Genomic DNA, 19804 nt, shown 5'->3' on the forward strand with positions numbered 1-19804 from the left:
GAGCTTTGAGGATCATGAGCGAGACGAACCCCGCAGCCACTGCCGAGGTGGCCGCGCCGCACCGCTACACGGCCGCCATGGCAGCCGAGATCGAGGCACGCTGGCAGGACTTCTGGGACGCCGAGGGCACGTACGCGGCACCCAACCCCAACGGTGACCTGGCGGGCGACCCCGAGGCGGTCGCCAGGCCCAAGAAGTTCATCATGGACATGTTCCCGTACCCCTCCGGTGCGGGACTGCACGTCGGCCACCCCCTGGGCTACATCGCCACCGACGTCTTCGCGCGCTTCCAGCGCATGACCGGCCACAACGTCCTGCACACCCTGGGCTTCGACGCCTTCGGCCTGCCCGCCGAGCAGTACGCCGTGCAGACCGGCACGCACCCGCGCGTGTCCACCGAGGCCAACATCAAGAACATGCAGAGCCAGCTGCGCCGGCTGGGCCTGGGCCACGACAAGCGCCGGTCGTTCGCCACGATCGACCCGGACTACTACAAGTGGACCCAGTGGATCTTCCTGCAGATCTTCAACTCCTGGTACGACGACGAGGCGCGCAAGGCCCGTCCGATCGCGGACCTGGTCGCGCAGTTCGAGAGCGGTGAGCGCGCGCTGCCCGGCGGGCGCTCCTGGAACGAGCTGAGCGCCGCCGAGCGCGCCGACGTGCTGGGCGAGTACCGCCTGGCGTACGCCTCGGACTCGCCGGTCAACTGGTGTCCCGGACTGGGCACCGTCCTGGCCAACGAGGAGGTCACCGCCGACGGCCGCTCCGAGCGCGGCAACTTCCCGGTCTTCAAGGCCAAGCTGCGCCAGTGGAACATGCGGATCACCGCCTACGCCGAGCGGCTGCTGGAGGACCTGGAGGAGCTGGACTGGCCCGAGGCCATCAAGCTGCAGCAGCGCAACTGGATCGGCCGCTCCGAGGGCGCCCGCGTCGACTTCCCGATCGACGGCGAACACGTCACGGTCTTCACCACCCGCCCGGACACCCTGTTCGGCGCGACCTACATGGTGCTGGCGCCCGAGCACCCGCTGGTCGAGAAGTTCACCCCGGCACAGTGGCCCGAAGGCACCCACCAGATGTGGACCGGCGGTCACCGGACCCCGGCCGACGCCGTCGCCGCGTACCGCGCGCAGGCCGCCGCCAAGTCCGACGTGGAGCGGCAGGCCGAGGCCAAGGACAAGACCGGCGTCTTCATGGGCGCGTTCGCGACCAACCCGGTCAACGGCGAGCGGATCCCGGTCTTCATCGCCGACTACGTGCTGATGGGCTACGGCACCGGCGCGATCATGGCCGTCCCGGCGCACGACAGTCGCGACTTCGAGTTCGCGCGCGCCTTCGAGCTGCCCGTGCGGTGCGTGGTGGAGCCTTCGGACGACCGGGGCACGGATCCGTCGACGTGGGACGACGCCTTCGTCTCGTACGACGCGAAGATCATCAACTCGTCGAACGACGAGATCAGCCTGGACGGCCTGGGCGTCGTCGACGCCAAGGCGCGCATCACCGAGTGGCTGGAGCGGTCCGGTGTCGGCGAGGGCACCGTCAACTTCCGGCTGCGCGACTGGCTGTTCAGCCGGCAGCGCTACTGGGGCGAGCCGTTCCCGATCGTGTACGACGAGGAGGGCATCGCCCACGCCCTGCCCGAGTCGATGCTGCCGCTGGAGCTGCCGGAGGTCGAGGACTACAGCCCGCGCACCTTCGACCCGGACGACGCCGACACCCAGCCCGAGACGCCGCTGTCGCGCAACGAGGACTGGGTCAACGTCACCCTGGACCTGGGTGACGGCCCGAAGAAGTACCGCCGCGAGACCAACACCATGCCCAACTGGGCGGGTTCGTGCTGGTACGAGCTGCGCTACCTGGACCCGCACAACGACGAGGTCCTGGTCGACCCGGACATCGAGCAGTACTGGATGGGCCCGCGCGAGGGCCGGCCGCACGGCGGCGTGGACCTGTACGTGGGCGGTGCCGAGCACGCCGTACTGCACCTGCTGTACGCGCGCTTCTGGTCGAAGGTGCTGTACGACCTGGGGCACGTCTCGTCCGCCGAGCCGTTCCACAAGCTGTTCAACCAGGGCATGATCCAGGCCTACGTCTACCGGGACAGCCGCGGCATCGCGGTGCCGGCCGCCGAGGTGGAGGAGCGCGACGGCGCGTACTACTACCAGGGCGAGCAGGTCACCCGGCTGCTGGGCAAGATGGGCAAGTCCCTGAAGAACGCGGTCACTCCGGACGAGATCTCCGCCGAGTACGGCGCCGACACGCTGCGGCTGTACGAGATGGCGATGGGTCCGCTGGACGTGTCGCGGCCGTGGGACACGCGCGCGGTGGTCGGCCAGTTCCGGCTGCTGCAGCGGCTGTGGCGCAACATCGTCGACGAGGCCACCGGTGAGGTGACGGTCGTCGACGTGGCGCCCGCCGACATCGACGAGGAGACGCTGCGGGCGCTGCACAAGGCGATCGACGGCGTGCGGGGTGACCTGGAGGGCATGCGGTTCAACACCGCGATCGCCAAGGTCACCGAGCTGAACAACCACCTGACCAAGGCGGGCGGGGCGGTGCCGCGGCCGGTCGCCGAGGGGCTGGTGCTGATGGTCGCGCCGCTGGCGCCACACATTGCCGAGGAGCTGTGGCGGAAGCTGGGGCACACGGACTCCGTGGTCCACCAGGACTTCCCCGTCGCCGACCCGGCGTACGTCGTGGACGAGACCGTGACCTGTGTGGTGCAGGTCAAGGGCAAGGTCAAGGCGCGGCTGGAGGTGTCGCCGGCGATCTCCGAGGAGGAGCTGGAGAAGGTGGCGCTGGCCGACGAGAAGGTGGTCGCGGCGCTGGGTGGGGCCGGGATTCGGAAGGTGATCGTTCGGGCGCCGAAGCTGGTGAACATCGTTCCGGCGTAGCGGTCCGGGGAGCGGTTGCTGCCGCCTCGGGGTCGTCCCCTACGGGTCGGTTCGGGGTGTTCTGCGGGCAGGTTCGGGGTTCTCCTGGAACTCCGGGCCTGCCCGTTGCGTTTACCGTTGAAGAGCGGCGCGCGGTGTGCCGCGGCCGGTTCGGAGGAGGAGCGTCGTGGAAGCAGTGATCATGGTGTTCGCCCTGCTCTTCGTGCTCTTCCTGGCGCTGGGCGCCTATGCCACGGTCAAGGTGGTCGGCGCCGCCAAGCGGGGCGTGGACCGCACGATCACGCAGGCCCGCCGCACGGTCGAGGACCACACCCTGCGGGCCAAGTCCTTCGCCCAGCCCGGCCCCGTCGGGGAGATCGCCCAGCTCCGGCTGAAGCTGCGCACCTCGATGCGCGCCACGCAGGACACGCTGCACGCGGGCGTGACCGAGGACGAGTCCCTGAAGGAGGCGCTCGGCCTGTTCCAGCGGCTCAGCGCGCACGGTCACGAACTGGACGCCGAGCTCAGGCGTCTGGAGTCGGAGCCCGACCGGGCGACGCTCGCCGAGCGGCTGCCCGAGCTGCGCGACCGCACCGAGCGCATCACACACTCGGCGGAGTCGCTGCGCTGGGCGGCCCGCGATCGGGCCGGCCGTTTCGCGGACGACGACCTGGACGCGCTGAGCGCCCAGATCGACGTGGAGACCGGGGCGCTGCGGCACTGGACGACGCCGGACTCCGCCGCGACGCCGCCACCGTGGCCCGAGGCCCCGCCCACCGACGCTCCCAACGCGCAGCAGACCTGGCCGGACACCCCGCAGTCCCGCACGGCCGAGGAGCCGACGCGGCCCGCCATCACCCCACCGGGGCCGCGCCCGACGTACCCCTGGCAGAAGAAGCCCCGCCCCGAGAGCACGACCTGAGCATGCGGCGTCGGCCCGGCTGTCGCGCGGTGTGCGTGTGTCCGTCCGGTGTGCGCGGGTTCCGCGTGGCGTCCTTGCGCAAGTTCCGCGCAGGTGAGAGGCCCGGGCTGCCGCCCGGGCGCTACGGCAGGTAACCTCCAGCTCATGTCCCGCCATGTCGCTATCGTCACCGATTCAACGGCCTACCTGCCGCCCCGGACGATGGAGCGCCATGGCATCACAGCGGTACCCCTGACCGTGGTCCTCGGCGACCGCGCGCTGGAAGAGGGCACCGAGATCTCGACCCGTTCGCTGGCCCAGGCGCTGCAGAAGCGACGCCCCGTCACCACCTCGCGCCCCAGCCCCCAGCTGTTCGCCGAGACCTACCGCAAGGTCGCCGAATCCGGCGCCACCGGCATCGTCTCCCTGCACCTGTCGGCGGAGTTGTCCGGCACGTACGACGCGGCGGTCCTCGCGGCGCGCGAAGCGCCGGTGCCGGTACGGGTGGTGGACACCGGGATGATCGCGATGGCGCTCGGATTCTGCGCGCTCGCCGCGGCCGAGGTGGCGCAGTCGGGCGGCACGGTGGACGAGGCGGTCACAGCCGCCGAGAAACGCGCCTCCGGCACATCGGCCTACTTCTATGTCGACACGCTCGACTACCTGCGGCGCGGCGGACGGATCGGCACCGCGCAGGCGTTCCTCGGATCCGCTCTCGCCGTGAAGCCGTTGTTGCAGCTGGACGGTGGCCGTATCGAACTCCTGGAGAAGGTGCGGACGGCGTCGAAGGCGATCGCCCGGCTGGAGGAGATCGTGGCCGAGCGGGCGGGGGGCGCGCCGGTGGACATCGCGGTGCACCATCTGGCCGCGGCGGAACGGGCGTCGGCGCTGGCGGAGCGGGTGCGGGGGCGGGTGCCGGGGCTGGCGGACCTGCATGTGAGTGAGGTGGGGGCGGTGATCGGGGCGCATACCGGGCCTGGGTTGTTGGGGGTTGTGGTTTCGGTGCGGTGAGGGCCTCGTCGTTGAGGTGCCGTGGCATGCGTGGAGGTGCCGTGGCTTTTGGCCTGCGCGCTTTCACCCGTGTGGGTGACGGAGTTTTCCACAACTGGGCGGTAGTCCCCGGGAATTGAGCAAGATCATCGCGAGGGTGGTGGGCTGCCGCATCCTCGTCGCATGGCACTTCGATCACGCACACGCGCAGCATCCGTAACGAGTGGACCGGGCCGTGGACCTGCCTCCGACGGCCGCACCGCACACCGTCACCGCCACCGCGGCCCTGCGGCCCTCGGCCGGACCCGGCACCGGCACGCGTCGGCAGATGAGCTCCGGCGCCGTGCGGAGGTGCTCTTCGGTGAACGCGCGCAGGAGTGGCGGGAGTCGGGGGCGGGGCCACCGGGTGACACCGGTGGGGAAGAGCCGGGGGTCGCACCTGAGGGTGCGGGCAGTCGGCAGGGGCGTGCCGGGCTGGCTCTGCGGGAGCGGCTGCCGGTCTGGTTGCAGGCGCGGTGCGGCCTTGAACGGCGGAGCGTCGTGGCGCTCACCGTGCTGGTCGTCGTCGTGGCGGGGTTCGCCGTACAGCACTTCTGGGCCGGGCGGACGCAGTCCGTGCAGGCACCCGAGGTGGTCAGGGCGGCGGCGCCGTTCGAGGAGCAGGAGGGCGAAGCGTCCGCCGCGCCGGGCGTGGCCACCGGCCCTCCCGGTGCAGCCAACGGCACGCCGGTCGCGGAGATCGTGGTGGACGTCAGTGGCAAGGTGCGCGAGCCCGGCATTCACCGTCTCCCGGCCGGATCGCGGGTCGCCGACGCGCTGAAGGCGGCGGGTGGGGTGCGGCCGGGCACGAACATCGACGGTCTGAACCGGGCCAGGTTCCTGGTGGACGGTGAACAGGTGGTCGTCGGGGGCCCCGCGCCCGCCGCCGTCCCGGCTCCGGCCGGGGGAGCCGCGACCGGCGGGGCGGGCGGCGCTCCCGCAGCCCCCGTCTCGCTCAACACCGCCACGGTCGAGCAGCTCGACACCCTCCCGGGCGTCGGTCCCGTGCTGGCGCAGCACATCATCGACTACCGCACGCAGCAGGGCGGGTTCCGCTCGGTGGACGAGCTGCGGGAGGTCAACGGCATCGGTGAACGACGGTTCGCCGACCTGCGGAATCTCGTACGGCCATGAGGCCCTCCCAGGACGTCTCGCCCTCGGGCGCGCGGCGGGCCGTGCACGTGACTTCCGGGAGCCGCCTCGGAGCCGCCCATCCCAGGCAGGAGGGGCCGACGGACCTACGGCTCGTACCTCCCGCCCTGGCCGCCTGGGCGACGGCGGCGCTCGCGCTGGACGCCTCTCCCGGTTTGCTGACCGGTGTGGTCGTGGTCTGCCTGGTCGTGGGATGCGGGCTGCTGCTCGGTGCTGTTCGGGCGACAGCGGGTGCCGGGTCGCGTGCCGCGGTCGCCGCCGTGCTGCTCTGCGTCGCGGCCGCCGCCGCCTCGGCCGGGCTGCACGGGGCCGATCTGCGCCGGGGACCGGTGCCGGGGCTGGCGGAGCGGTTCGCCACGGTGACCGCCGAGGTGGAGGTCACCGCCGATCCCCGGCTCACGCGCCCACGGGTCACCGGGAACCATCTGGCGCCGGTGTCCGTGCTGGCGAAGGGCGAGGTGCGCAGCGTCGAGGAGACGTCCGGGGCGAGGGCCGTGACGCGGACGCCCGTGCTGGTGATCGTCGACGCGGGGGTGGCCGGGCGGCGGGAGTGGCTCGGGTTGCTGCCCTCCACCCGGGTCAGAGTGACCGGGCGGCTGGCGCCCGCCATGGTGGGCGGGGACCGGATCGCGGCCGTGCTGCGGGTGCGGGATCGGGCGGGGCCGGAGGTGGTGGGGGAGCCGTCGGGGCCACAGCGGTTCGCGGGACGGTTACGGGCCGGCCTGCGGGAGGCCACCGACGGGCTGCCGGCGGACGCGCGGGCACTGTTGCCGGGACTGGTCGTCGGCGACACCTCACGGATCACGCCGGAACTGGACGAGGCCTTCAAGGAGACCGACCTCGCCCATACGCTCGCCGTGTCCGGGAGCAACCTCACGATCATCCTCGCCCTGCTGCTGGGACCGCCCGGCCTGGCGCAGCGCAGTGAGCGCCGTGGCCTGGCACCCCGGCTCGGCATCTCGTTGCGGACGACGGCGGTGCTCGGCGGAGCGCTCACGCTGGCGTTCGTGATCGTGTGCAGACCGGACCCGAGCGTCCTGCGGGCCGCGGCCTGCGGAGCCGTCGCGCTGCTGGCCCTCGCGACCGGGCGCCGCAAGTCGCTGATTCCGGCGCTGGCGACGGCGGTGTTGCTGCTGGTGCTCTACGACCCGTGGCTGGCCCGCAGTTACGGCTTCCTGCTCTCGGTCCTGGCCACGGGCGCGCTGCTCACCGTCGCGCCCCGTTGGAGCAGCGCGTTGCGCAGACGCCGGGTGCCGCCGCGGCCGGCGGAGGCGCTGGCCGCGGCGGGGGCGGCGCAGGCGCTGTGTGCGCCGGTGGTGGCGGTGTTGTCGGCGCGGGTGAGTCTGGTGGCGGTGCCGTGCAATCTGCTCGTGGAGTTCGCGGTCGCGCCGGCCACCGTGCTGGGTTTCGCGGCGCTCGCGGTGGCGCCGGTGGCGATGCCGTTGGCCAAGGGGCTGGCGTGGTGCGCGAGTTGGCCGACCGGGTGGATCGCCCAGGTCGCCCGCACCGGGGCGGCGCTGCCCGGAGCCGGGGTGGACTGGCCGGGTGGCTGGGGCGGGGCGGCACTGCTCGCCCTCGTCACGGTGGCCGTCGTGATCGCCGGCCGGCGGCTGCTGGGGCACCCGTGGCTGTGCGGGGCCTGCGGGCTGCTGCTGGTGCTGGCGGTGGTGCAGCCGCCGCCGCTGGCCAGAGTCGTCACGGGCTGGCCGCCGCCGGGGTGGCGGCTGGCGATGTGCGACGTGGGACAGGGCGACGCCACCGTGCTCGCGGCGGGCGCGGGCGCCGGGGTCGTCGTGGACGCCGGACCCGACCCGAGGCTGGTCGACCGGTGCCTGAGCGACCTCGGCATCACCCGCGTCCCGCTGGTGGTCCTCACCCACTTCCACGCCGACCATGTGGCCGGGCTGCCCGGCGTACTGCGGGGGCGTGCGGTGGGGGCGATCGAGACGACCGGGTTCGAAGAACCGCAGGACCAGGCGGAGTTCGTCCACAGAGAGGCGGCCGCCCGGGGGATTCCGGTCACGCGAGCCCTGGCCGGGGAGCAGCGGCGTACCGGGGACCTGTCCTGGCAGGTGCTGTGGCCACCGCCACGACCGGCGCCGGAGCCGGAGGGCCCGAACGACGCCAGCGTCGCGATGCTCGTACGGTCGGCGGGCCTGCGGATGCTGCTGCTCGGGGACCTCGAACCCCCGGCCCAGCAGGCGCTGTTGCGGACACCGGCGGCCGCGCTGGTGGGCGGCGTGGACGTGCTCAAGGTGGCCCACCACGGCTCCGCGTACCAAGATCCGGAGCTGATACGCCGGGCCGCGCCGCGACTGGCGCTGATCTCCTGCGGCGCGGACAACCCGTACGGGCATCCGGCTCCCAGTACGGTCGCGGCGCTGCGGAACGGGGGCGCGAGAGTGCTGCGGACGGACGTGGACGGGGCGCTGGCTGTCGTCGGTGCGGGCGCGGGCTTGCGCGTGGCGCGAGACTGAAGGCATGAATGCCGCACAGGTTGACGCCTACCTCCGCCGCCTGGGAGTCCCGCACCCGGCGTGGCCCACCATCGACGTCCTGCGTGAACTGCAACTGCACCATCTGCGGTCGATCCCCTTCGAGAACCTGTCGATCCACCTCGGCGAGGCGATCGTGCTGGAGGAGAAACGGCTGCTGGACAAGGTGGTGGGCGCGCGGCGCGGCGGGTTCTGCTACGAACTGAACGGGGCCTTCGGCGCGCTGCTCGTCGCGCTGGGATACGACGTCTCGCTGCTGGCGGCGCGGGTGTACGGGGAGGGCGGGCGGCCCGGGATCCCTTACGACCACATGGCGTTGCGGGTGCGGACGGTGGATGCGGGGGAGTGGCTCGCCGATGTCGGCTTCGGTGCCTTCAGCCACTTTCCGCTGGCCTTCGAGGAGCGGCGCGAACAGGTGGATCCCGGGGGCGTGTTCCGGATCGCCGAGGCGGGGCCGGACGCGGCGGGCATGCGGGGCGCGCCCGCGGCCGGGGCTCCCGACCTGGATGTGATCAGGGACGGCAGGCCCGCGTACCGGTTGGAGCAGAGGCCTCGGGTGCTCGCGGACTTCGTGACCGGGGCCTGGTGGCACAGTACCTCGCCGGAGTCGCACTTCGGGCAGTCGCTGGTGTGCTCCCGGATCACGGAGGACGGCGGCCGGATCACGCTCAGCGGGCGACGACTGAAGACGACGGGCGCGGACGGGACGCGGGACGAGCGGGAGCTGGGCACGGACGAGGAGGTACTGGAGGTCTACCGGGAGCGGTTCGGGATCGAGCTGGACCGGGTGCCGGTGGTGCGGGGGGCTGGGGGTGGGAAGGACTGACCTGCCGGGTTCGCGGGGTGGGGTGGACTGACCTGCCGGGTTCGCGGGCTGGGGTGGGGTGACTTGCTGGGTTCGGGAGCTGGGTGGACCTGCCCCCGGCGGGCTGGGTGGACTGACCTGCCGGGATCGCTGGGTGGGGTGGACTGACCCGCTTCCGCGGACGGGGTGGGCTGACCTGCCGGGGGCGCGGGCGGCTGACCTGCTGGGTTCGCGGGGTGGGGTGGACTGACCCGCTTCCGCGGACGGGGTGGGCTGACCTGCCGGGGGCGCGGGCGGCTGACCTGCTGGGTTCGCGGGGTGGGGTGGACTGACCCGCTTCCGCGGACGGGGTGGGCTGACCTGCCGGGCGCGCGGGCGGCTGACCTGCTGGGTTCGCGGGGTGGGTGGACTGACCTGCTATCGCGAGCTGGAGCTGGGTGGGCTGACCTGCTGGTTCGTGGGCTGGGGCGGTGGCGGAAAATGGCTGCCGTGAGTGATGTGAGACATGTGCTGGTGCTGCCCGACCGCGATGCCGCTCAGGAGGTGGCGGAGGCGCTGGGGGAGCGGTTCGGGCTGCGGGAGGAGCCGCGGCTGGTGCGGGACGCGCTGGCCGGTGAGGACGACGCCGAGGACGCGCAGTGGCTGGTCGTGCTGCGGGACGAGGACGGACGGCTGGACGCGGGGGAGCTGGACGAGTTCGTGGCGGAGTGGGAGGGGTGGCGGGAGGATCCGTAGGCCCGACGTGTCCCCTGCCTTTGACGGGGGCCGGAGACTGACGGGCGGCGTTGTCAGTGGCGCGTGGGATGCTGTCCGGGATGGCCAGGAAGACTGCTCAAGACGACCCTCTCGCCCCGGTGACGCTCGCCGTGGGCCAGGAGGACCTCCTGCTCGACCGTGCCGTCCAGGAGGTGGTGGCCGCCGCCAGGGCCGCCGACGCCGACACGGACGTGCGTGACATGACGCCGGACCAGCTGCAGCCGGGCACGCTCGCGGAGTTGACCAGCCCGTCGCTGTTCGCGGAGCGCAAGGTCGTGGTCGTCCGCAATGCGCAGGATCTGTCGGCCGACACGATCAAGGACGTGAAGGCGTATCTGGGGGCGCCCGCCGAGGAGATCACGCTCGTGCTGCTGCACGCGGGCGGTGCCAAGGGCAAGGGGCTGCTGGACGCCGCGCGCAAGGCGGGGGCGCGCGAGGTGGCGTGCCCGAAGATGACCAAGCCGGCGGACCGGCTGGCGTTCGTCCGGGGGGAGTTCCGCACGCTGGGGCGGTCCGCCACACCGGAGGCCTGCCAGGCGCTCTGCGACGCCATCGGCAGCGATCTGCGGGAGCTGGCGTCCGCCGTGTCCCAGCTGTGCGCGGACGTCGAGAGCACCATCGACGAGGCGGTCGTCGGGCGGTACTACACCGGGCGGGCCGAGGCGTCGAGCTTCACGGTCGCCGACCGGGCGGTCGAGGGGCGGGCGGCGGAGGCGCTGGAGGCACTGCGGTGGTCGCTGGCGACCGGGGTGGCGCCGGTGCTGATCACCAGTGCGTTGGCGCAGGGGGTGCGGGCGATCGGGAAGCTGTCCGCCGCGCGGGGTGGGCGTCCGGCTGATCTGGCGCGGGAGCTGGGCATGCCGCCGTGGAAGATCGACCGGGTGCGGCAGCAGATGCGGGGGTGGACGCCGGAGGGGGTGGCGGTGGCGCTGCGGGCGGTCGCCGAGGCCGACGCCGGGGTGAAGGGCGGAGGGGACGACCCGGAGTACGCCCTGGAGAAGGCGGTCGTGACCATCGCACGGGCGGCTCGGTCGCGGGGGCGCGGATAGCGGAGGTCGGCCCGGACGGGCTGCGGGCACTCTCCCCGCGTCGAGGTGTGCCCGTGACCTCCCGAGAGGAGAATCGTCGGTATCAGCCCAGATCGCCCGCATCACGAAAGGTGGCGATTCGGCATGGCTGAACATCCGCACGCGGCTCTCGTCCGCAAGGGCTACGCGGCCTTCGCGCGGGGTGACATGGATGCCCTGCGAGGGCTGATGACGTCGGACTGCGCGCATCACGTGCCCGGTAGTCATCCGCTCGCGGGGGACTTCAAGGGACAGGACGCGATCATCGACATGTACCGGCGGCTCCACGAGGAGACCGGTGGGACCCTGCAGGTCGCGCTGGGCAGCGTCCTGGTCGACGGTCGGGGGCACGCGGTCGCCGTGCACCGGCTCAGGGCCGAGCGGCAGGGCAGGCGCATCGACGACAAGGGCTGCATCGTCTTCCGGATCGTCGGCGAGAAGATCTCCGACCTCGACGAGTGCGTCGAGGACATCGACCGGGCCAACGAGTTCTGGTCGTGACGCCGGGCCAACGAGTTCTGGTCGTGAGGAGTGAGCGGCATGCCGAAGGCCCCGGCGCCCGCCCTGGGGAAGAGCGGGGCGCCGGAGCCTCGGTTCAAGCTGTTGGATCCGCACCCGCGTGGCGAACGCAGGCCGCGTGCGAATCCGGGGTGCCGGTCGGGAGCGGATGAGAGAGGGCCCGCTCTGGGTCCTTCCGGCGGCTGGATCCGGTGAGCCGGATCCGCTCAGACCAGATAAGGGGTTCAGCCCTTGAGGGACGTGACCTTCGCAGCCAGCGCCGACTTCTTGTTGGCGGCCTGGTTCTTGTGGATGACGCCCTTGGAGACGGCCTTGTCGAGCTGACGCGCGGCAGCGCGCTGGTACTCGGTGGCCTTCTCGACGTCACCCGCGGCAGCGGCCTCGCGGGCCTTGCGGATCGCGGTCTTCAGGGAGGACTTGACGGCCTTGTTGCGCAGCCGAGCCTTCTCGTTGGTCTTGATCCGCTTGATCTGGGACTTGATGTTCGCCACGAATGAGCCTTTTCAGGTTCAGGCACGGGACCAGAGGGACTCCGGGACCCGTACCAGGTGATTTCTTGAAGGCGCGCCTCGCGCTGAGAGGGCATGAGACGCAGCGACCCAGGCTACCAGCGGCGCTCCAGGTGGCCCAAACCGGTCCCCGGTCGCCGCCCGTGGGACCATGGAGGCTACGTGACGATCCGACCCGAGGCATAAGGCGCCTCAAGAGACAGGACCCTGCGTGCCCGCGACCCCTAACCATGTGCCCGAGCCGAGCCGTACCGCCCCGGCTCTGATCCGCAATTTCTGCATCATCGCGCACATCGACCACGGCAAGTCCACGCTCGCCGACCGGATGCTCCAGCTGACCGGTGTGGTCGAGCAGCGGCAGATGCGTGCTCAGTACCTCGACCGGATGGACATCGAGCGCGAGCGTGGCATCACGATCAAGTCCCAGGCCGTGCGCCTGCCCTGGGCTCCCACCCATGACCCGGGCAACACGCACATCCTCAACATGATCGACACCCCGGGGCACGTCGACTTCACCTACGAGGTCTCGCGGTCGCTCGCCGCCTGCGAGGGGACCATCCTCCTCGTCGACGCCGCCCAGGGCATCGAGGCCCAGACCCTCGCCAACCTGTACCTGGCGATGGAGAACGACCTCACCATCATCCCGGTGCTCAACAAGATCGACCTGCCGGCCGCGCAGCCGGAGAAGTTCGCCGAGGAGCTGGCGAACCTCGTCGGGTGCGAGCCGGACGACGTGCTCAAGGTGTCCGCGAAGACGGGGCTCGGGGTGGAGGCCCTGCTCGACAAGGTGGTCGCCGAGATCCCGGCGCCGGTCGGCGTCGCCGACGCCCCCGCGCGCGCCATGATCTTCGACTCCGTCTACGACTCCTACCGCGGTGTCGTGACGTATGTCCGAGTCGTGGACGGCCAGCTCAACAAGCGTGAGCGGATCCGGATGATGTCGACCGGTGCCACGCACGAGCTGCTGGAGATCGGCACCAACTCGCCGGAGATGCTGCCCGCCGACGGGCTCGGCGTCGGTGAGGTGGGCTACCTCATCACCGGTGTGAAGGACGTCCGGCAGTCCAAGGTGGGTGACACCATCACCCAGCAGCACAAGGGGGCCACGGAGGCGCTCGGCGGCTACAAGGACCCCAAGCCCATGGTCTTCTCCGGGCTGTATCCGCTGGACGGCTCCGACTACCCCGAGCTGCGCGAGGCCCTCGACAAGCTCCAGCTCAACGACGCGGCGCTGGTCTACGAGCCGGAGACCTCCGCCGCCCTCGGCTTCGGCTTCCGCGTCGGCTTCCTCGGCCTGCTCCACCTCGACGTGGTCCGTGAGCGACTGGAGCGCGAGTTCGGCCTCGACCTGATCGCCACCGCCCCCAACGTGGTCTACCGCGTAATCATGGAGGACGGCATGGAGCACACGGTCACCAACCCGAGCGAGTTCCCCGAGGGCAAGCTCGCGGAGGTCTACGAGCCGGTGGTCCGGGCGACGATCCTCGCCCCCACCGAGTTCATCGGCGCGATCATGGAGCTGTGCCAGACCCGGCGCGGCACCCTGCTCGGCATGGACTACCTCTCCGAGGACCGCGTCGAGATCCGCTACACGCTGCCGCTGGCCGAGATCGTCTTCGACTTCTTCGACCAGCTGAAGTCGAAGACGCGCGGCTACGCCTCGCTCGACTACGAGCCCACCGGCGAGCAGTCCAGCTCCCTGGTCAAGGTCGACATCCTGCTGCACGGCGACAAGGTGGACGCCTTCTCGGCGATCACGCACAAGGACCAGGCGTACGCCTACGGCGTGCGGCTCGTCGCCAAGCTCAAGGAGCTGATCCCGCGGCAGAACTTCGAGGTGCCGGTGCAGGCCGCCATCGGCTCCCGGGTGATCGCCCGCGAGACCATCCGCGCCATCCGCAAGGACGTCCTCGCCAAGTGCTACGGCGGTGACATCTCCCGTAAGCGCAAGCTGCTGGAGAAGCAGAAGGAAGGCAAGAAGCGGATGAAGATGGTGGGTTCCGTGGAGGTTCCGCAGGAGGCCTTCATCGCCGTGCTGTCCAGCGATGACAGCGCGGGGCCGAGCAAGGGCAAGAAGTAACCGCGGGTTACGAGGAGTTACCTCGCAAATCGTGCGCAACAGGGGCCCGCCGTCCAGGACGGCGGGCCCCTGTTGCATGTGTGCGGCCGTTCTTCTGGAGGAAGTGACAAAGTCCGAAGGCTTACGTAGTGGCCGGTCGGCCTCTACCCTGATCCCTGCTCGATAGTTACTCGCGAGTTAAACAACGGCACGCGAGTGAAAACTGCCGCACTGAAGGCGCTAGACGCCCTGAGCCAGCCGCACCGTCGCGGGCCCCGGAGGATGTCGTGAGCGACACACAGACCTTGATCGAGAACCGTCCGCCGTCCGTCGCCGGCCTCTTCCTGGAGCGCGTTTCGGCCACCCCTGACGCCGAGGCCTACCGCTATCCGGTCCCGTCGGCCTCCGGGCAGGGCCCGGACGACTGGAAGTCGCTGAGCTGGGCGCAGGCCGCCGAGCGGGTGTACGCGATCGCGGCCGGGCTGATCGAGCTGGGGGTCCAGCCGGAGCAGCGGGTCGCGCTGGCCTCGGCCACCCGGATCGAGTGGATCCTCGCCGACCTCGGCATCATGTGCGCGGGCGCCGCCACCACCACGATCTATCCGCAGACCAACGCCGACGAGTCGGCGTACATCCTCGCCGACTCCGGCAGCCGCGTCCTGATCGCGGAGAACGCCGAGCAGCTGGCCAAGGCGCAGGAGAAGCGCGCCGAGCTGCCCGACCTCACGCATGTCGTGGTCATCGACGCGGAGGGCGTGGAGACCGGCGACTGGGTGCTCAGCCTCGCCGAGCTGGAGGCTCGGGGCGCGGCCCGGCTGGAGAAGGACCCCACCCTCGTCAAGGAGCGGGTCGGCGCGATCACCAAGGACCAGCTGGCCACCCTGATCTACACCTCCGGCACGACCGGCCGGCCCAAGGGTGTCCGGCTGCCGCACGACAACTGGTCGTACATGGCCAAGGCGATCGCCGCGACCGGGCTGCTCGGCCCGGACGACGTGCAGTACCTGTGGCTGCCGCTCGCGCACGTCTTCGGCAAGGTGCTGACCTCCGGGCACATCGAGGTCGGGCACATCACCGCCGTCGACGGGCGGGTCGACAAGATCATCGAGAATCTGCCGGTGGTGCAGCCGACGTACATGGCTGCCGTGCCGCGGATCTTCGAGAAGGTCTACAACGGCGTCGCCGCGAAGGCCCGTGCCGGTGGCCCCGCCAAGTACAAGATCTTCCAGTGGGCGGCGGGTGTCGCGCGCGAGTACGCCAAGGTCACGCAGGACAACTTCCGCCGCACCGGGACCGCTTCGGCGCCGTTCGGACTGGCCTCGAAGCACAAGGTGGCCGACGCGCTCGTGTACTCCAAGCTGCGGGAGGCCTTCGGCGGGCGGCTGCGAGCCTGCGTGTCCGGGTCGGTGGCGCTGGCGCCCGAGATCGGGTACTTCTTCGCCGGCGCCGGCATCCACATCCTGGAGGGCTACGGACTGACCGAGTCCTCGGCGGCGTCCTTCGTCAACCCCGGTGAGGCGTACCGGACCGGCACGGTCGGCAAGCCGCTGCCCGGCACCGAGGTGCGGATCGCGGAGGACGGCGAGATCCTGCTGCGCGGGCCCGGGATCATGGAGGGGTACCACGGGCTGCCCGAGAAGACCGCGGAGGTGCTGGAGCCGGACGGCTGGTTCCACACCGGGGACATCGGGGAGCTGTCGCCCGACGGGTATCTGCGGATCACCGACCGGAAGAAGGACCTGTTCAAGACCTCGGGCGGGAAGTACGTGGCGCCGACCGAGATCGAGGGGTCGTTCAAGTCGGTGTGCCCCTACGTGTCGAACATCCTGGTGCACGGGGCCGACCGGAACTTCTGCACCGCGCTCATCGCGCTCGACGAGGTGTCGATCATGCAGTGGGCGAAGGAGAACGGGCTGGAGGGGAAGTCCTACGCCGAGGTGGTGGCCGCGCCGGCGACCGTCGGGATGGTCGAGGGGTATGTGCAGCAGCTGAACGCCGGGCTCCAGCGGTGGCAGACGATCAAGAAGTTCCGGTTGCTGCCTCGGGACCTGGATGTGGAGCACGGGGAGATCACGCCGAGTCTGAAGCTGAAGCGGCCTGTGGTGGAGCGGGAGTATCAGCATCTGCTGGATGAGATGTATGCGGGGGCGCGCGAGGCGTAGCGGTGTCTGAGGGTTCGTGCGCGGCCGGCTCGTTGTGGTGGGCTGGTCGCGCAGTTCCCCGCGCCCCTGAGGTCAGTTCACGCGCCCTGTGTTTGTTAGGTGACCGATTCCGGTCGAATGTGGCCACTTTAGTGACTCCGTGCTTATGCGTGCGGGCGGTCTGTCACCCTGTCGGCATTGATCGAGGCGTAATCGTCTTCGTCCGAGCCGCTCGGGGAGCTGTAGATGGGGGCCGTTCCGGCGCAACGGGAGTCCGTATCCCTTGTCTCCGTGCGCCCCGGCGCACAGGTGCGCACGGCGCTCAACGGGAGTCCTCTCGCGCCGGGGGCGGCCCGTGGACTGTTGCGCGCGGCGTTCCAGGAGTGGGCGGGCAGCGGACTGCCGGGCGCCGAGCGGCTCACCGATCGGCTGGCCCATGACGCCATGGTCGTCCTGAGCGAGCTGGTCACCAACGCGGTCGTGCACGCCGGTACCGACGTCGAGCTGGTCTGCCGGCTGGAGGCGGAGACAGGTGCCGTCGTCGTGGAGGTCTGCGACCACCATCCCTCGCGGCCGCCCCGGGACGGGGAGAGCGACGCCGGGTTCGAGACACCGGAGTACGGACGCGGGCTGCGCCTGGTCGCCGCGCTCTCCGAGGCCTGGGGCGTGACCTATCGCCGGGGCGCCAAGACGGTGTGGGCGCGGGTGCCCGCCGAGGTGTGTCCGGACGCCGACGGCCACGACCCCGAGCGCACGGCCTTCTTCGGCGCCGAACTGCTCGCGCCCGAGCCTCCCCCACCCTCGACCGCGCTCGACCGGGGGCACGTCCACCGGGCCGAGCGCGACCGGGACTGGCTCGGCCGGGGCGCGCTGTCCTTCCTCGCCGAGGCCTCCGACCTGCTCGCCGGGCAGCTCGACGAGGACCTGGTCGCCGCGCTCACCGGCCAGCTGATCGTGCCCCGGCTGGCCGACTGGTGTGCCGTATGGCTGGAGGACGAGGCCCTGGGCGGCCGGGCCGGGTGGGGCGACGGCGGTGGGGCGGGCGGGGCGCGGCTGGCGCGGGTGTGGCACGCGAGCGAGGAGCGGATCGAGGAGCTGCGACGCTGCCTGGAGAAGGAGCCGCCGCGCGGCGAGGAGGGGGTGACGTCCTCGGGGCCGGTGCCCTATCCGTGGCCCGGGGACGAGTCGCTGGAGGTGGATCGCGCGGGCCCCGCGGCCGAGGGCGCAGGTGGCGGTACGGCCCTGTCGTACCGGCTCGTCGCCGGTGGGCGCCCGCTCGGCACGCTCGTCATCGGGCGGGCCGGGGTCGAGGGCTTCCCGGACGAGATCACCGGGCTCGTCGAGGACCTGAGCCGCCGGGTGGCGCTGGCCATCGGGGCGGCCCGGCAGTACGCCCGGCAGGCCACGATCAGCGCCGTGCTCCAGCGCGGCCTGCTGCCCGGGGCCGTCGCACAGATCCCCGGCGTGCGCAGCGCCCTCGTGTACGAGCCCTGCGACAAGGGCGGACCCAGCGGCGACTTCTACGACCTCTTCCCGGCCGGCGACGGGCGCTGGTGCTTCGCCGTCGGTGACGTCCAGGGCAAGGGCCCCGAGGCCGCCGTCGTCATCGGGCTGGCCCGCCCCTGGCTGCGGCTGCTCGCCCGCGAGGGCTACCGCGTCGCCGACGTCCTCGACCGCCTCAACCAGCTCCTCCTCGACGACGCCACGGAGGCCGCCGACGCGGCCGCCCGCGCCCTGGTCGGCCCCGTCGGCCCGGGAGACGGCCCGCAGACCCGCTTCCTCTCCCTCCTCTACGGCGAGCTCGCCCCCTTCGACGGCGGCGTCCGCTGCACCGTCGCCTCCGCCGGGCATCCGCTGCCGCTGCTCCTCGGACCCGACGGCGACGTGCGGACGGCCGCGCGGCCGCAGACCCTGCTCGGGGTCGTCGAGGACGAGACGTACACGAGTGAGAGCTTCGAGCTGCGGCCCGGTGACACCCTGCTGTGCGTCACGGACGGGGTGACCGAGCGGCGCAGCGGCTCACGCCAGTTCGACGACGGGGACGGACTGGCGGCGGCGCTGGCGGGGTGCGCGGGGATGAGCGCCGAGCTGATCGCCGAGCGGATCAGGCGGCTGGTGCACGAGTTCGGCGGGCGCCCGCCGGAGGACGATCTCGCGCTGCTGGTGCTGCAGGCCGAGTGACCCGCCGCGTACGGGACAATGGGGGACATGCCTTCCGTACTTCCCGACGGCGAGCCCGTCCCCCACGACGGCGCGCTGCCCCCGGCCGCGCTCGCCGGGGCGGCGGACCGACCCCTCGGGTTCTATCTGCACGTCCCGTACTGCGCGACCCGCTGCGGCTACTGCGACTTCAACACCTACACGGCGACCGAGCTGCGTGGCACCGGCGGGGTCCTCGCCTCGCGCGACAACTACGCCGACACGCTGATCGACGAGATCCGGCTGGCCCGCAAGGTGCTCGGCGACGATCCGCGTGAGGTCCGGACGGTCTTCGTCGGGGGCGGTACGCCGACGCTGCTGGCCGCGGGTGACCTCGTACGGATGCTGGGCGCGATCCGGGAGGAGTTCGGGCTGGCGGCGGACGCCGAGGTCACGACGGAGGCGAATCCCGAGTCGGTCGATCCGGCGTATCTCGCGGCCCTGCGCGAGGGTGGCTTCAACCGGGTGTCGTTCGGAATGCAGAGCGCGAAGCAGCACGTGCTGAAGGTCCTGGACCGCACCCACACTCCCGGCCGCCCCGAGGCGTGCGTCGCGGAGGCCCGGGCGGCGGGCTTCGAGCACGTGAACCTGGATCTGATCTACGGCACCCCGGGCGAGTCGGACGACGACTGGCGGGCGTCCCTGGACGCGGCGCTGGGGGCGGGGCCGGATCACATCAGCGCCTACGCCCTGATCGTCGAGGAGGGCACCCAGCTGGCCCGTCGTATCCGCCGGGGCGAGGTCCCGATGACGGACGACGACGTGCACGCCGACCGGTACCTGATCGCGGAGGAGCGGCTGTCCGGGGCCGGTTTCGAGTGGTACGAGGTGTCCAACTGGGCCACCTCGGAGGCGGCCCGCTGTCTGCACAACGAGCTGTACTGGCGCGGGGCCGACTGGTGGGGAGCGGGACCGGGCGCGCACAGCCACGTGGGGGGCGTGCGGTGGTGGAACGTCAAGCACCCTGGCGCGTACGCCGCTGCTTTGGCGGAGGGCCGCTCTCCGGGCGCCGGCCGCGAGCTGCTGTCCGGCGAGGACCGCCGGGTGGAGCGGATCCTGCTGGAGCTGCGGCTGCGGGAGGGGGTGCCGCTCGGGTTGCTGCGTGAGCAGGGGCTCGCGGCGGCGGTGCGTGCGCTGTCCGACGGGCTGCTGGAGGCCGGTCCGTACGAGCAGGGGCGCGCGGTGCTGACGCTGCGGGGCCGGCTGCTGGCGGATGCGGTGGTCAGGGACCTGGTGGACTGATCACTCCGGCGGGTGAATCGATGCGGAACGCCGGTTCGGTCCCTAACCTGATTCGTA

Annotated in this window: 14 protein-coding genes; 13 read left to right on the forward strand and 1 reads right to left on the reverse strand. The window is 71.7% G+C overall.

Features of this window, described 5'->3' with window-relative positions; translation table 11 throughout:
- Nucleotides 1-14 precede the first annotated feature (14 nt).
- From leuS to I2W78_RS26645, 9 genes are all read left to right on the forward strand, one after another.
- Nucleotides 15-2894, forward strand: a complete 2880-nt coding sequence (leuS, locus tag I2W78_RS26605; RefSeq protein WP_196462783.1) for a leucine--tRNA ligase — start codon at nucleotides 15-17, stop codon at nucleotides 2892-2894.
- A 166-nt stretch (nucleotides 2895-3060) separates the two neighbouring features.
- Complete coding sequence (locus I2W78_RS26610) at nucleotides 3061-3795, forward strand: hypothetical protein (protein WP_196462784.1); 735 nt, start codon at nucleotides 3061-3063, stop codon at nucleotides 3793-3795.
- Nucleotides 3796-3939: 144 nt separating this feature from the next.
- Complete coding sequence (locus tag I2W78_RS26615) at nucleotides 3940-4785, forward strand: DegV family protein (protein ID WP_196462785.1); 846 nt, start codon at nucleotides 3940-3942, stop codon at nucleotides 4783-4785.
- A gap of 162 nt (nucleotides 4786-4947) precedes the next feature.
- Nucleotides 4948-5937 carry a ComEA family DNA-binding protein gene (locus I2W78_RS26620; RefSeq protein ID WP_196462786.1) on the forward strand — a complete coding sequence of 330 codons (990 nt, stop codon included), beginning with the start codon at nucleotides 4948-4950 and terminating at the stop codon, nucleotides 5935-5937.
- Nucleotides 5934-8432, forward strand: coding sequence for a ComEC/Rec2 family competence protein (locus I2W78_RS26625; RefSeq protein ID WP_196462787.1), 2499 nt, complete (start codon nucleotides 5934-5936; stop codon nucleotides 8430-8432). Before I2W78_RS26620 ends, I2W78_RS26625 begins: the two co-directional genes overlap by 4 nt.
- A 4-nt stretch (nucleotides 8433-8436) precedes the next feature.
- Entirely contained in the window at nucleotides 8437-9276 is an 840-nt protein-coding gene (locus I2W78_RS26630) for an arylamine N-acetyltransferase family protein (protein WP_196462788.1), read from the forward strand.
- A gap of 468 nt (nucleotides 9277-9744) precedes the next feature.
- Nucleotides 9745-9990, forward strand: coding sequence for a hypothetical protein (locus I2W78_RS26635; RefSeq protein ID WP_196462789.1), 246 nt, complete (start codon nucleotides 9745-9747; stop codon nucleotides 9988-9990).
- A gap of 80 nt (nucleotides 9991-10070) precedes the next feature.
- Nucleotides 10071-11060, forward strand: a complete 990-nt coding sequence (holA, locus tag I2W78_RS26640) for a DNA polymerase III subunit delta (protein ID WP_196462790.1) — start codon at nucleotides 10071-10073, stop codon at nucleotides 11058-11060.
- Between the two features lie 123 nt (nucleotides 11061-11183).
- Nucleotides 11184-11579 carry a nuclear transport factor 2 family protein gene (locus tag I2W78_RS26645; protein WP_196462791.1) on the forward strand — a complete coding sequence of 132 codons (396 nt, stop codon included), beginning with the start codon at nucleotides 11184-11186 and terminating at the stop codon, nucleotides 11577-11579.
- A 242-nt stretch (nucleotides 11580-11821) separates the two neighbouring features.
- On the opposite strand, the gene rpsT is transcribed toward I2W78_RS26645, so the two are convergent.
- Nucleotides 11822-12088: a 30S ribosomal protein S20 gene (gene rpsT / locus I2W78_RS26650; protein WP_196462792.1), complete on the reverse strand. Its 267-nt coding sequence runs from the start codon at nucleotides 12086-12088 to the stop codon at nucleotides 11822-11824.
- A 229-nt stretch (nucleotides 12089-12317) separates the two neighbouring features.
- Between rpsT and lepA the strand changes: the two genes are divergently transcribed.
- The 4 genes from lepA (at nucleotide 12318) to hemW (ending at nucleotide 19747) form a co-directional block, all read left to right on the forward strand.
- A complete protein-coding gene (gene lepA / locus I2W78_RS26655; protein WP_196462793.1) occupies nucleotides 12318-14186 on the forward strand; it encodes a translation elongation factor 4 in 1869 nt (622 codons plus the stop codon).
- Nucleotides 14187-14452: 266 nt separating this feature from the next.
- The gene (locus I2W78_RS26660) at nucleotides 14453-16327 is read left to right on the forward strand and encodes an AMP-dependent synthetase/ligase (protein ID WP_196462794.1); all 1875 of its coding nucleotides are present in this window, start codon (nucleotides 14453-14455) and stop codon (nucleotides 16325-16327) included.
- Between the two features lie 225 nt (nucleotides 16328-16552).
- Nucleotides 16553-18487, forward strand: a complete 1935-nt coding sequence (locus tag I2W78_RS26665) for an ATP-binding SpoIIE family protein phosphatase (RefSeq protein ID WP_196462795.1) — start codon at nucleotides 16553-16555, stop codon at nucleotides 18485-18487.
- Nucleotides 18488-18514: 27 nt separating this feature from the next.
- Complete coding sequence (hemW, locus tag I2W78_RS26670; protein ID WP_196462796.1) at nucleotides 18515-19747, forward strand: radical SAM family heme chaperone HemW; 1233 nt, start codon at nucleotides 18515-18517, stop codon at nucleotides 19745-19747.
- The last annotated feature ends 57 nt before the right edge of the window (nucleotides 19748-19804 follow it).

This window comes from Streptomyces spinoverrucosus, assembly GCF_015712165.1.
GTDB lineage: Bacteria > Actinomycetota > Actinomycetes > Streptomycetales > Streptomycetaceae > Streptomyces > Streptomyces spinoverrucosus_A.

What these genes read in the sequence shown, in the direction of transcription:
- I2W78_RS26665 (WP_196462795.1), top strand. Translation starts at nt 16,553, where the DNA reads ATGGGGGCCGTTCCGGCGCAACGGGAGTCCGTATCCCTTGTCTCCGTG.
- holA (WP_196462790.1), top strand. Translation starts at nt 10,071, where the DNA reads ATGGCCAGGAAGACTGCTCAAGACGACCCTCTCGCCCCGGTGACGCTC.
- I2W78_RS26620 (WP_196462786.1), top strand. Translation starts at nt 4,948, where the DNA reads ATGGCACTTCGATCACGCACACGCGCAGCATCCGTAACGAGTGGACCG.
- leuS (WP_196462783.1), top strand. Translation starts at nt 15, where the DNA reads ATGAGCGAGACGAACCCCGCAGCCACTGCCGAGGTGGCCGCGCCGCAC.
- I2W78_RS26630 (WP_196462788.1), top strand. Translation starts at nt 8,437, where the DNA reads ATGAATGCCGCACAGGTTGACGCCTACCTCCGCCGCCTGGGAGTCCCG.
- hemW (WP_196462796.1), top strand. Translation starts at nt 18,515, where the DNA reads ATGCCTTCCGTACTTCCCGACGGCGAGCCCGTCCCCCACGACGGCGCG.
- I2W78_RS26625 (WP_196462787.1), top strand. Translation starts at nt 5,934, where the DNA reads ATGAGGCCCTCCCAGGACGTCTCGCCCTCGGGCGCGCGGCGGGCCGTG.
- I2W78_RS26615 (WP_196462785.1), top strand. Translation starts at nt 3,940, where the DNA reads ATGTCCCGCCATGTCGCTATCGTCACCGATTCAACGGCCTACCTGCCG.
- I2W78_RS26645 (WP_196462791.1), top strand. Translation starts at nt 11,184, where the DNA reads ATGGCTGAACATCCGCACGCGGCTCTCGTCCGCAAGGGCTACGCGGCC.